The sequence below is a fragment of the Allobosea sp. R86505 genome, from assembly GCF_042466375.1.
Taxonomy (GTDB): Bacteria; Pseudomonadota; Alphaproteobacteria; order Rhizobiales; family Beijerinckiaceae; genus Allobosea.
The window spans coordinates 1,552,737-1,564,691 of record NZ_JAXHPY010000001.1 but is presented as its reverse complement, the minus strand read 5'-3'; the positions used below and the strand labels follow the sequence as shown (position 1 = coordinate 1,564,691).

Genomic DNA, 11,955 nt, shown 5'->3' with positions numbered 1-11,955 from the left:
CGGGCTTGACCCGAGAACGATGCGCGCCCAGCGCCTCCTACCCCACCTCCAGCACCAGCTCGAACGTCATCAGCACCGGGTTGTCGCCACGCCGGTAGCGCCCGGCGGCCATCGCGCCGGTGTAGTCGACCAGAGCGACATCGATCCGCGCCTCCAGCCCGTCGCCATCATCGACGATCACACCGCCCGTGATCGCGACCTCGGTGGCGAAGTTCTCGACGACCCCGCCGTCCTCAAAGCGCGCCCCGATGGTCGAGCCGACGCCGCCATGGATGGTGGCCCGCGCGATGCCGCGCTCGGCGCAGAAGGTCTCCAGCGCCCCGCAGAAGTCGATGTTCGGCTTGACGCGCAGCGCGAAGAAGCGCCCGTCGCGCGTGGCGCCGAGCGGCTCCGCGGGCCTCGGCCCGAACAGCTTGAAGTTCGTCTCCGGATCGACCTCGCCGAGGAAGGCCGCCCCGTCGAGCCCGACCGCCTCAAGCGTGATCGCCTCCGCCACCATGGTCTCGTCGGGCAGGATATGGCCGCCGCTGCGCCGCCCGTCGCCCTCAACCCACAGCGCATGAGCGTGAAAGAAGGGCGCCCCGTCGCGCAGGCCGAAGGTCATCGCGCCCACCTCGATGCGGGCGACGCCGACGGGCCGGAAGGTATCGCTGTAGAAGGCGGCATGCTCCGGCGTCTGCGACAGCGCCGGCATCACATAGGCGAAGGGCGACAGCGCCAGCCCGTCGAGCTTCACCGTCCCGCTGACGAAACCGGCCGCCGCGAAGCCGCGCCGGATCCCTTCGAGCAGTGTCAGCCCGGGTTGCAGCGTCAGCGGAAAGCGCAGGCCGTGGCACTCCGCCCATTGGATGCGGCCGGGCGTCTCCGGTCCGGGCTGCTGGATACGCCTCACGAGCCTTGCCCCCTCAGCCAGTCCAGTTGTCCGCGCGCTTCCAGCTCGTCGCGCACGAGTCGCTTGGGCACCTTGCCATAGCCGGATTTCGGCAGCGCCTCCCAGAAGAAGAAGCGCTTGGGCATCTTGTAGCGGGCGATCTTCTCGGCGAGGAAGCCGGCGATTTCCGCCTCGCTCGCCTGCGCGCCGCCGCGGCAAACGCAGACGGCAACCCCGATCTCGCCCCAGACCGGATCGGGCAGGCCGAGCACCGCGACCTCCGCGATGGCGGGATGGGTCAGGATCTTCTCCTCGATCTCGCGCGGATAGATGTTCGAGCCGCCGGAGATGTACATGTCCGAGGCGCGCCCGGTGATGTAGACGAAGCCCTCCTCGTCCATATGGCCGAGATCGCCGGTGCGGAACCAGCCGTTCCGGAACGACTTCGCATTCGCCTCCGGGTTGTCGTAATAGCCGGCGAAGACGGCCGGCCCGATCACGCAGATCTCGCCCTGCACGCCGGTTGCGACCTCCTCGCCCGCATCGTCCTGGATCTGCACCTGCATTGCCGTGCGGGCATAGCCGCAGCTGCCGACACGCGCCTGAGGCCCGTCCTCCGCGACATGCAGCGAGGGCGGCAGCACGGTGATGTTGCCGGTGACCTCGCCCAGCCCGAAATACTGCACGAGCACGGAGCCCAGCGTCGCGAGCGCACGCTTCTGGTCCTCGCGATACATCGGCGCGCCCGCATAGATGACGTAGCGCAGCGAGGAATGGTCGTGCTGCTCGACCGCCGGATGCTCAACCAGCATCTTCAGGATCGTCGGCACCGTGAACAGGCTGGTGACGCGGTGGCGCGCGATCAGCCGCCAGGCCTCGTCGATGTCGAAGCGCTCGGTCGGCAGCAGGATCGAAGCCGCCCCGCGCGAAGCCAGCATCAGCTGATGGACGCCCGCGCCATGCGAGAGCGGCGCCACCACCAGCGAGCAATCGGCTTCCGTCGTGCCGGGCACGAGGTCGCAGAGATGGTTGGTGATGACGAAGCCCATCTGGCCATGGGTCAGCACCGCGGCCTTGGAGCGCCCGGTGGTGCCGGAGGTGAAGAAGAACCAGCAGGGGTCGTCATGCTCGACGGCGACATCCGCGACGCGTTCACCCATGTGCCGGGCGATCACCGCGCCGACCTCGTCCTCGCCGAAGCCGCCGGGCCCGATCCGCCAGGTGAACTCCGGCGCCGGAACCGCCTTCGCCACGGCCGCTGCATGGTCGGGGAAATCGCCATGGCAGAGAAACGCCTTCGCGCCCGAGGAGGTCGAAAGATAGGCGACCTCGTCCGGCAGCAGCCGGAAATTGGTCGGCACCCAGACCGCGCCGATCCGGAAGGTCGCGAACATCGAGACATACATCGCGTCGCAGTTCTTGGAATGCACCAGGATGCGGTCGCCCTTGCCGATGCCGCGCGCCCGCAACCCCGCCGCCAGCGCCGAAACCTGCGCGTCGAGCTCGGCCCAGCTCAGTGTCAGATCGCCCCAGACGAAGGCGGGGTGGGCGGCCAGCCGCCGCCCGTTCTGCGCGACGATATGGCCGAGATTCATCACCCGCCGCGTCATCGGCGCGACGCCGCCTGCGGGGGCGGTCGAAGACGATTCAGCCATGTTGGGTTCTCCTCAATCTTGTCTTGAAACGGCGGTCATGAAGAAAAACCGCGCCGTCATCCCGGACGCAGCGAAGCGGAGATCGGGGATCCATGCCTGAAGCGTTCCGGAATGGATCCCGGGTCTCCCTGCGGTCGCCCGGGATGACGCCGTTTGGGAAGGATACAATACACCTCACGCCCGCCTCGCCTCGAGCGCCGGCGCGACCGGCCGCCCGGCCCGGTGCGCGACCATGCGGCCCGGCACGAACATCTCCGCCAGCAGCCGCTCCATCCGCGTGACCTCGGCGCGCAGATGGGCGGCCAGTTCCTCCTGCCGCGCCGGCTGCATGCGGCTGTCGATCGCCGCCAGGCTGAGCGCGCCGGCGACGCGCCCGTCCGGATAGCGAAAGGCCATGCCGACGCCCCAGGAGCTGGCGACGAGCCGGCCGGGGTTGAGCGCGAAGCCGCGCTGGCGCGCAAGCGCGAGATCGTCGCGCAGGATCTCCGGCGCGAACCCCTGGTAGCGGGCGCGCAGCGCGGGCTCGTTGGCGGCCAGGATGCGGTCCACATCATCATCGGGCAGCGATGCCAGCAGCGCCAGCGAGCCGGCCCCGACACCCAGCGGATGCTGGTCGCCGGTCTGCAGCGCATGGGTCCGCACCGGATAGGTGCCCTCCTCGCGATGCAGGCAGACGCAGTAATGGTCGCGCCGCACGGAGAGGAAGCTGGTGTCCATCGTCACGCCGGCGAGACGGCGCAGGCTCTCCATCGCGAGGTCGAGCAGGCCGTGCCGGCGGGCCGCGAGCACGCCGAGAACGAAGGCCTCCTCGCCCAGGCAGTAATGGCGTGTCTGCGGCTCCTGCTCGACGAGGCCGGCCCGGATCAGGGCCAGCAGCAGCCGTCGCGCGGTCGGCTTGTTCAGGCCGCTGCCGGCGACGATCTCAACCAGCGGCAGCCCGCCCGCCGGCTCGCGGCCGATCAGCGCCAGCAGCTGCAGCGCGCGGTCCACGCTCTGCGAGCCGGACATCCCGGCCCGTGCCTCGTCGCTTCCTGCCACCCTGGCGCCCTCACCGAAGGTCCATGATGTGGACCTTATTCTTATTGCTTCAGCCTAGTTCGCCCGATTGCCGATTGCAATGCGGGTTGCCTCGTGTAATCTCCGGCCCGCTTCACAGTGATCGCGATCACGATGTGGACCGCATCGACGGCCGCTCGACAGGCCAGACAAGATCGATGCGACCGGGAGGATGAATCGATGTCGATGCAGGCACCCTGCGAGGGGTCCGGCCCCACGACCGCAACCGTGACGTCGCAGGCCAACCCGGCCGTCGCGCGCCGCTGGCGCTGAGCCGCGCCATGGTCGACGTCGCCGACAGGATCGCCCTGCCCGAGGCCATCGCGGAGCTCGCGGATGTCCGCCCGGGTTCGCCCTTCATGCGGCCCGTCGAGGCCGTCGCGGCGGCCCTCGTCGCACTGATCATCGGCGTCCTGCTGCTCGGCGTCACCTCGCGCTATGTCTTCTCGCTGCCGGTGATCTGGATCGACGAAGTCGCCTCGATCTCCTTCCTCTGGCTCGCCATGCTCGGTTCGGCGATCGCGATCGACCGCAACGAGCATCTACGGCTGACGCTCTTCATCGGCATGATCCCGGAGCGTCTGCGCGGCTTCGCCAACACCTTCGCGCTGCTCGTCGTCGCCGCCTTCCTGCTGGCGATGATCTACCCGGCGATCGACTATGCGATCGAGGAGAGCTTCGTCACCTCGGCCGCGCTCAACATTCCCAACAGCTGGCGCGTCTCGGCGCTCGCCACCGGCATCGTCCTGATGTCGCTGCTGGCGCTGCGCCACGCCTGGCGCACCTCGACGCTGCGCGATCTCGTCCTGGCAGCGGCGTTGATCCTCGCCATCGGCGCCGCCTTCTGGTGGCTGACGCCGGTGCTAAAGGGGCTGGGCTACGGCAACATCCTGATCTTCCTGGTCGTCGTCGTCGCGCTCTGCCTCGTCGCCGGCGTGCCGATCGCCTTCTGCTTCGGCATGGGCACGCTGTGCTTCCTCGTCTTCTCAACCAATGTGCCGATGCTGGTGATGGTCGGCCGCATGGACGAGGGCATGTCGAGCATCATCCTGCTCTCGGTGCCGATCTTCGTGCTGCTCGGCTGCATCCTCGATGCGACGGGCATGGGCAAGGCGATCGTCGACTTCCTCGCCTCCATGCTCGGCCATGTCCGCGCTGGCATGTCCTATGTCCTGCTCGGCTCGCTCTTCCTGGTCTCGGGCATTTCCGGCTCGAAGGTCTCGGACATGGCGACCGTCGCCCCCGCGCTGTTTCCGGAGATGAAGCGACGCGGCTACAAGCCCAAGGAACTGATCGCGCTGCTCTCGACCGGCGCGGCCATGGCCGACACGGTCCCGCCCTCGATCGTGCTGATCGTGCTCGGCTCGGTCGCGGGCGTCTCGATCGCCGGCCTGTTCAATGCCGGCTTCGCCATCGCCATGGTGCTGCTGCTGGCGCTCGCCATTCTCGCGCGCTGGAAGGCGCGCCACGAGGATATGCAGGGCGTGCGCCGGGTCTCGCTCTCGGTCATCGGCAAGACCGCGCTGATCGCCGGCCCCGCCCTGGTGCTGCCCTTCATCATCCGCGGCGCGGTCGGCGGCGGCGTCGCCACCGCCACGGAAGTCTCCACCATCGCGGTGCTCTACGCGCTGATCATCGGCATGATCCTCTATGGCGGCATCAGCCGGCGCAAATTCTACGCCATGTTCGTCGAGACGGCGGCCCTCTCGGGCGCCATCCTGATGATCCTCGGCACCGCACTCGCCATGGCCTGGGCCCTGACCCAGACCGGCTTCGCCCGCGACCTCGCCGCCGTGATGACCGGCCTTCCCGGCGGCTGGCTGACCTTCATGGTGGTGACGATCGCCGTCTTCATGATCCTGGGCTGCGTGCTCGAGGGGCTGCCCGCCATCGTGCTGATGGCGCCGCTGATGTTCCCGATCGCCAAGAGCCTCGGCATCAACGACGTGCATTACTCGATGGTGGTGGTCACCGCGATGAACATCGGCCTGATGACCCCGCCGATCGGCATCGGCTTCTACATCGCCTGCAAGATCGGCAACGTCTCGCCCGACGAGGCGATGGGCGCGATCTGGCCCTATCTGATCGCGCTGCTCGCGGGCCTCGTCGTCATCGCCTTCGTGCCCGGCCTCTCAACCTGGGTTCTGTGAGGAAGCCGCCGCAACACCCTTCGTCCGTCACACCAGAACACCACCAGAAACCACAGGGAGAAACGACCATGACCATCTCACGCCGCATCCTGCTTCAGGGCACCGCCGCCGCTTCGGCGATCGGCACCTTCCACATCGGCACGGCTTCCGCGCAGACCCCCGAATTCACCTACAAATACGCCAACAACCTGCCGCTCGCGCATCCGCTGAACCAGCGCGCCAACGAGGCGGTCGAGAAGATCAAGGCCGAGACCAAGGGCCGCGTCGCGATCCAGATCTTCCCGAACAACCAGCTCGGCTCCGACACCGACATGCTGAGCCAGGTCCGCTCGGGCGGCGTCGAGTTCTTCACGCTCTCGCCGCTGATCCTCTCGACGCTCGTGCCCAACGCCTCGGTCTCGGGCATCGGCTTCGCCTTCCCGAACTATGACGCCGTCTGGAAGGCCATGGACGGCGAGCTGGGCGCCTATGTGCGCGGCCAGATCGGCAAGGCCAACCTCGTCGTCATGGACAAGATCTGGGACAACGGCTTCCGCCAGATGACCTCGTCCAAGGGCCCGATCAGCACGCCTGACGACCTCAAGGGCTTCAAGATCCGCGTGCCGGTCTCGCCGCTCTGGACCTCGATGTTCACCGCCTTCCAGTCGGCCCCCGCCAGCATCAACTTCGCCGAGGTCTACACTGCGCTGCAGACCAAGATCGTCGACGGCCAGGAGAACCCGCTGGCGATCATCTCGACCGCCAAGCTGTTCGAGGTGCAGAAATACTGCTCCCTGACCAACCACATGTGGGACGGCTTCTGGTTCCTCGGCAACAAGCGCGCCTGGGAGCGCCTGCCGGCGGATCTGCGCGCCATCGTCGCCAAGAACCTCAACGCCGCCGCCGAGCTGGAGCGCGCCGACGTCGCCAAGCTCAATGCCGGCCTGCGCGACGACCTGACGTCCAAGGGCATGGTCTTCAACGAGACCAAGGCCGACCCCTTCCGCGACGCCCTGCGCAAGGCCGGCTTCTACGCCGAGTGGAAGAAGAAATATGGCGACGAGGCCTGGGCGATCCTCGAGAAGGCCGTCGGCGGCTCACTGAGCTGAGAGCCTTCGACGACCGAGCCCGTCATTCCCGGGCGAAGCGCAGCGCAGACCCGAGAATCTCCTGCAGGAGATGCTCGGGTCGAGCCCGAGCATGACGGCGCGGTTCCACCGCGAGACGAAAGAAGACCACCATGGCCGACCGCCTCAAGGGCAAGATCGCCGTCGTCTTCGGCGCCGGTTCCTCCGGCGAGGGCTGGGGTAACGGCAAGGCTGCGGCCGTCGCCTTCGCCCGCGAGGGCGCCCGCGTCGCCTGCATCGACATCAGCCAGGCGGCGGCCGACGAAACCGCCGCGATCATCAATGGCGAGGGCGGCATCGCCATCGCACTTGCCGCCGACGTCACCCGTCAGGCCTCGATCGACTCAGCCGTCGCCGCGACGATGACGCGCTTCGGCCGCATCAACATCCTCCACAACAATGTCGGCGTCACCCATATGGGCGGGCCGGTCGAGTTGTCGGAGGAGCAGTTCCAGGCGGCGATCGACCTCAATCTCGGCCCGGTCTATCGCTGCTCCAAGGCGGTGATCCCGCATATGCTGGCCGGCGGCGGCGGCGCCATCGTCAACATCTCCTCGATCGCCGCGATCCGCTGGGTCGGCTATCCCTATTTCGCCTATTACGCGACCAAGGCCGCCGTGAACCAGGCGACGGTGGCGCTCGCCATGCAATATGCGCGGCAGGGCATCCGGGCGAACTGCATCATGCCCGGGCTGATCGACACGCCGATGATCTATAAGCAGATTTCCGGCCAATACGCCTCGGCAGACGAGATGGTCGCCGCCCGCGACGCGCTCGTGCCGATGGGCAAGATGGGCACCGCCTGGGACATCGCCAACGCCGCCGTCTTCCTCGCCTCCGACGAGGCGAAGTTCATCACCGGCGTCTGCCTGCCGGTCGACGGCGGCCAGACCTGCGGCGCGAGCGGGGTGGGGTGAGGCCCTGCCGTCATTCCCGTCATGCTCGGAACCAGCCCCGTCATCCTGGGCGGCCAAAGGCCGACCGGGATCCATCATCGGGCACCGCGGAGCCCGATGATGGATCCCGGCCTGCGCCGCTGCGCGGCTGTCCAGGATGACGCGGGTGGTGCTGGAGTGAGCAGGGGGAGGTCACCCCCGCCTTGCGATCCAGTCCGCCAGCGGTCCCGCCAAACCCACGCTCTCCTTGCCCGCCGGGCGCGCGAAGCTGCCCGTGCGCGCCTTGAGCGGACGCAGCAGCGCCAGCGTCTGCGCCTGCCGCACCGCCGCCTGGACCTGGTCGATCACCGGCACCGGAATGCGCTCGCGAACCTTCGCCGCCAGCCCCGCCAGCGGCGCTCCCGCCAGGATCACCACATCGGCCTGCGTGCTGGAAACCGCCTCGTTGGCGAGCGCGACCAGCAGGTCTTGCTTCTCCTCCTGCACGTCGGAGATCGAGCGGAAGGCGCCGTCGAGCATGCGGATACCGGCGCAGCGATCGACCATGCCGTGCATCTCGACGCATTCCTGGTACCAGGGCCCCAGCGCGCTCGCGAAGGTGACGATCGCGAAGCGCCGGCCCAGCATGCAGGCCGTCAGCATCGCGGCCTCCGCCATGCCAACCACCGGCACCTCGAACAATTCGCGCGCCGCGAACAGGCCGGGATCGCCGAAGGCCGCGATCACCGCCGCATCATACGTCCCCGCCCGCTCCGCCAGCATCTCCAGCGCCATCGCCCCGCCGATCTGCGCCTCCGCCCGCGTCGAGATGTAAGGAACGCCGCGCGGGGCCGTGGCGGGCACGATCTGCGTGTCCGCGCCGACGACCTGCACCGCCGCAGCCAGCAGCCGCGTCGTCAGGCTCTCGCTGGTGTTGGGGTTCAGCAGCAGGATCTTCATCGCGTCACGCTCTCTGGGGCCGGGCGCGTCGCGCCTGCAGGCTGCGTGCCATGGCGCGGGCGCGAGAGCCAGTCCTGCGCCGCGCCGGCGAAGCCCGTTCCATCACTGGAACACTTGATCCATTCCGCGCACGCTGCCAGAAGGGCTGACGCGCGGCGCGCGGCCGGGAGAGGGATGGCATGACGGACGAGACGGCCCTATCGGCCCCTCGCGATTTCGACGGCCTGAGATCGCTGATCCTCGCCCGCCGCCAGTCGCTGCCCAAGCGGATCGCCCAGGTCGCCGCCTATGCGCTCGACAATCCCGACGAGATCGCCTTCGGCACGGCGGCCAGCATCGCGGACGCCGCGGGCGTGCAGCCCTCGACGCTGGTGCGCTTCGCCCAGCATCTCGGCTTCGACGGCTTCACCAGCCTGCAGAGCGTCTTCCGCGAGCGCCTGCGCGAGCGCAATTCGAGCTATGAGGAGCGGCTCAACGCGCTGCGCGCCAATGTCGGCGACAACGGCGCCAACCACCGCATCCTCGAGGGTTTCCTGACCGCCTCGGGGACATCGCTCGACCTTTTGGCCCGATCACTCGACGAGGCGCTGCTCGACCGCGCCATCGCCGCGCTCGCCGGCGCGGAGACGGTCTATATCCTGGCGCGGCGGCGCTCCTACCCGGTGGCGAGCTACATGGCCTATGCGCTGGGCAAGCTCGGCGTGCGCAACCAGCTCGTCGAATCGGCTGCCGGCCTGAGCCCCGAGATCCTCTCCTTCGCAACGCCGCGCGACGTCGCGCTCGTCGTCAGCTTCTCGCCCTATGCGGCCGAGACGATCGACGAGGCCCGCCAGCTCTCCGAGCGCGGCGTGCCGGTCGTCGCCATCACCGACAGCGCCTTCTCGCCGCTGGTCCAGTTCGCGACGCTCTGGTTCGAGGTCGCGGAGGCCGATTTCGGCGGCTTCCGCACGCTTGCGGCCACCATGGCGCTGTCGATGGCGCTGGCCGTCGGCATCGGCGACGCCCGCCGGGACCGCAAGCCCGGCAAGCCGCGCGGACGCGCGCGCAGCCCCTCCTGACGCTCTCGGCCCCCACCCTCCAGATCGGGAACATCCATTCCGAATTGACTGGCAAGTAGAACTGTTATTTCGTAAACGACGGATCGCCGGAGCGCATGGCGCAGCCGGAACCAGGGGCAGGACGAGCCGGGAGAACGACATGGCGGCATCGCAGGGCACATCCGCCCCGTCGCTCGACGTCATCACCATCGGGCGCGCATCGGTCGATCTCTACGGCCAGCAGATCGGCTCGCGGCTCGAGGATGTCGGCAGCTTCGCCAAATCGGTCGGCGGCTGCCCGGCCAACATCGCCATCGGCACCGCCCGGCTGGGGCTGCGCTCGGCCCTGCTGACACGCGTCGGCGACGAACAGTTCGGCCGCTTCCTGCGCGAGCAGCTCGCCCGCGAGGGCGTCGATCTCGGCGGGCTGAAGACCGACCCGCAGCGGCTGACGGCGCTCGCCATCCTCTCCGTCGAGAGCGACAAGTCCTTCCCGCTGCTGTTCTACCGCGAGAACTGCGCCGACATGGCGCTGGAGGAGGAGGACGTCGACGCGGCCTTCCTCGCCACGGCCCGCGCCGTCGTCGTCACCGGCACCCATTTCGCGAGGCCCAACACCGAGGCCGCCCAGCGCAAGGCGATGCGGCTGATCCAGGCGCAGGGCGGCAAGGTCATCCTCGACATCGACTACCGCCCCAATCTCTGGGGGCTCGCCGGCCATGCCGCCGGCGACAACCGCTACATCGCATCAGCCGCCGTCTCGGAGCGGATGAAGAGCGTTCTCCCCGGCTGCGACCTCGTCGTCGGCACAGAAGAAGAGGTGCTGATCGCTTCGGGCGAGAGCGAGCTGCTGCCGGCGCTGAAGACGATCCGCGCGCTCACCCCCGCCACCATCGTGCTCAAGCGCGGCCCGATGGGCTGCATCGTCTATGAGGGCGAAATCTCCGACGATCTCGAGGACGGCATCATCGGCAAGGGCTTCCCGATCGAGGTCTATAATGTGCTCGGCGCGGGCGACGCCTTCATGTCCGGCTTCCTGCGCGGCTGGCTCGGCGGCGAAACCCTCCAGACGGCAGCGACCTGGGCCAATGCCTGCGGCGCCTTCGCTGTCTCGCGGCTGCTCTGCTCGCCCGAGAGCCCGACCTTCGCGGAGCTGCAGTATTTCCTAAAAGAAGGCAGCCCGCATCGCGCGCTCCGCAAGGACGAGGCGATCAACCACATCCACTGGGCGACGACGCGCCGCCGCGACATCCCCTCGCTGATGGCGCTCGCCTGCGACCACCGCGCCCAGCTCGAGGAAGTCGCGCAGAAGGTCGGTGCAGACCCCGCCCGCATCCGCGACTTCAAGGTGCTGGCGGTCAAGGCCGCCGCCCGCGTCGCCGCCGGCCGGCCGGGCTACGGCATGCTGCTCGACGAGAAGCATGGCCGCGAGGCGATGTTCGAGTTCGCCCGCCACCCCTTCTCCTGGCTCGGCCGCCCGGTCGAGCTGCCGGGCTCGCGGCCGCTACGCTTCGAGGGCAGCCAGGATATCGGCTCGGCTCTGCCGGAATGGCCGGTCGATCACTGCATCAAGGCGCTGTGCTTCTACCATCCCGACGACGAGCCCGCGCTCAAGTTGGCCCAGCAGGAGAAGCTGCGCGGCCTGTTCGAGGCGGCCCGCAAGGTCGGCCGCGAATTGCTGATCGAGATCATCGCCGGCAAGCACGGCCCGCTCGGCCCCGACACCATCGCCCGCGCGATGCAGGAGCTCTACGATCTCGGCATCCGGCCGGACTGGTGGAAGCTCGAGCCGCAGGCCTCGCCCGCCGCCTGGGCCGCGATCGAGCAGACCGTCGCCCGCAACGACCCGTGGTGCCGCGGCGTGCTGCTGCTCGGGCTCGACGCCCCCGCCGAAGAGCTGGAGGCGGGCTTTGCCGCCACGGCTGCCACCCCCATCGTCAAGGGCTTCGCCGTCGGCCGCACCATCTTCATGGCCGCAGCCGAAGCCTGGCTCGCCGGCCGCATGGACGACGAAGCGGCGATCGCCGACATGGCCCGCCGCTTCGGCGCGCTGACCGAGCTCTGGATCGCCACGCGTGGCCGTAAGGCGGCATAGGCGGTGTTCGGCCGGGAGCCACCTCTGTCATTCCGGGACGCGCCGCAGGCGCGAACCCGGAACCCACGACCAGGTGAGACATCTCAAACCCGGTTGCGACCGGCTCGCCCGGTCGTGGGTTCCGGGTTCTTCGCTCCGCGAAGCCCCGGA

Annotated in this window: 9 protein-coding genes; 5 read left to right on the top strand and 4 right to left on the bottom strand. The window is 68.8% G+C overall.

Translation table 11 applies throughout. The features are described 5' to 3' along the window. Window positions 1-37: 37 nt before the first annotated feature. The 3 genes from SJY11_RS07460 to SJY11_RS07450 all read right to left on the bottom strand — a co-directional run bounded on the left by SJY11_RS07460 (window position 38) and on the right by SJY11_RS07450 (window position 3,534). Window positions 38-892 carry a PCC domain-containing protein gene (locus tag SJY11_RS07460; protein WP_376985976.1) on the bottom strand — a complete coding sequence of 285 codons (855 nt, stop codon included), beginning with the start codon at window positions 890-892 and terminating at the stop codon, window positions 38-40. Then, window positions 889-2,526: an acyl-CoA synthetase gene (locus SJY11_RS07455; protein ID WP_376985975.1), complete on the bottom strand. Its 1,638-nt coding sequence runs from the start codon at window positions 2,524-2,526 to the stop codon at window positions 889-891. Before SJY11_RS07455 ends, SJY11_RS07460 begins: the two co-directional genes overlap by 4 nt. Window positions 2,527-2,700: 174 nt before the next feature. After that, complete coding sequence (locus SJY11_RS07450; protein ID WP_376985974.1) at window positions 2,701-3,534, bottom strand: IclR family transcriptional regulator; 834 nt, start codon at window positions 3,532-3,534, stop codon at window positions 2,701-2,703. A gap of 329 nt (window positions 3,535-3,863) precedes the next feature. Between SJY11_RS07450 and SJY11_RS07445 the strand changes: the two genes are divergently transcribed. The 3 genes from SJY11_RS07445 to SJY11_RS07435 all read left to right on the top strand — a co-directional run bounded on the left by SJY11_RS07445 (window position 3,864) and on the right by SJY11_RS07435 (window position 7,755). Next, window positions 3,864-5,732: a TRAP transporter large permease gene (locus tag SJY11_RS07445; RefSeq protein ID WP_376985973.1), complete on the top strand. Its 1,869-nt coding sequence runs from the start codon at window positions 3,864-3,866 to the stop codon at window positions 5,730-5,732. 68 nt (window positions 5,733-5,800) lie between these two features. Next, complete coding sequence (locus SJY11_RS07440; protein WP_376985972.1) at window positions 5,801-6,820, top strand: TRAP transporter substrate-binding protein; 1,020 nt, start codon at window positions 5,801-5,803, stop codon at window positions 6,818-6,820. A gap of 131 nt (window positions 6,821-6,951) precedes the next feature. Further along, window positions 6,952-7,755 carry an SDR family NAD(P)-dependent oxidoreductase gene (locus tag SJY11_RS07435; RefSeq protein WP_376985971.1) on the top strand — a complete coding sequence of 268 codons (804 nt, stop codon included), beginning with the start codon at window positions 6,952-6,954 and terminating at the stop codon, window positions 7,753-7,755. A 171-nt stretch (window positions 7,756-7,926) separates the two neighbouring features. Here SJY11_RS07435 and SJY11_RS07430 read toward each other — a convergent pair whose 3' ends face one another. After that, the gene (locus SJY11_RS07430) at window positions 7,927-8,673 is read right to left on the bottom strand and encodes an aspartate/glutamate racemase family protein (protein ID WP_376985970.1); all 747 of its coding nucleotides are present in this window, start codon (window positions 8,671-8,673) and stop codon (window positions 7,927-7,929) included. A gap of 179 nt (window positions 8,674-8,852) precedes the next feature. Here SJY11_RS07430 and SJY11_RS07425 point away from each other — a divergent pair, with 179 nt between their 5' ends. Together SJY11_RS07425 and SJY11_RS07420 are read left to right on the top strand one after the other, a co-directional pair. Beyond that, entirely contained in the window at window positions 8,853-9,731 is an 879-nt protein-coding gene (locus tag SJY11_RS07425) for a MurR/RpiR family transcriptional regulator (RefSeq protein ID WP_376985969.1), read from the top strand. A 139-nt stretch (window positions 9,732-9,870) separates the two neighbouring features. Further along, the gene (locus tag SJY11_RS07420; protein ID WP_376985968.1) at window positions 9,871-11,805 is read left to right on the top strand and encodes a bifunctional 5-dehydro-2-deoxygluconokinase/5-dehydro-2-deoxyphosphogluconate aldolase; all 1,935 of its coding nucleotides are present in this window, start codon (window positions 9,871-9,873) and stop codon (window positions 11,803-11,805) included. Window positions 11,806-11,955 lie beyond the last annotated feature (150 nt).

Bases quoted from the DNA above. Each gene is read 5' to 3' on its own strand.
- SJY11_RS07455 (WP_376985975.1), bottom strand. From the start codon at position 2,526: ATGGCTGAATCGTCTTCGACCGCCCCCGCAGGCGGCGTCGCGCCGATG.
- SJY11_RS07450 (WP_376985974.1), bottom strand. From the start codon at position 3,534: ATGTCCGGCTCGCAGAGCGTGGACCGCGCGCTGCAGCTGCTGGCGCTG.
- SJY11_RS07445 (WP_376985973.1), top strand. From the start codon at position 3,864: ATGGTCGACGTCGCCGACAGGATCGCCCTGCCCGAGGCCATCGCGGAG.
- SJY11_RS07440 (WP_376985972.1), top strand. From the start codon at position 5,801: ATGACCATCTCACGCCGCATCCTGCTTCAGGGCACCGCCGCCGCTTCG.
- SJY11_RS07435 (WP_376985971.1), top strand. From the start codon at position 6,952: ATGGCCGACCGCCTCAAGGGCAAGATCGCCGTCGTCTTCGGCGCCGGT.
- SJY11_RS07430 (WP_376985970.1), bottom strand. From the start codon at position 8,673: ATGAAGATCCTGCTGCTGAACCCCAACACCAGCGAGAGCCTGACGACG.
- SJY11_RS07425 (WP_376985969.1), top strand. From the start codon at position 8,853: ATGACGGACGAGACGGCCCTATCGGCCCCTCGCGATTTCGACGGCCTG.
- SJY11_RS07420 (WP_376985968.1), top strand. From the start codon at position 9,871: ATGGCGGCATCGCAGGGCACATCCGCCCCGTCGCTCGACGTCATCACC.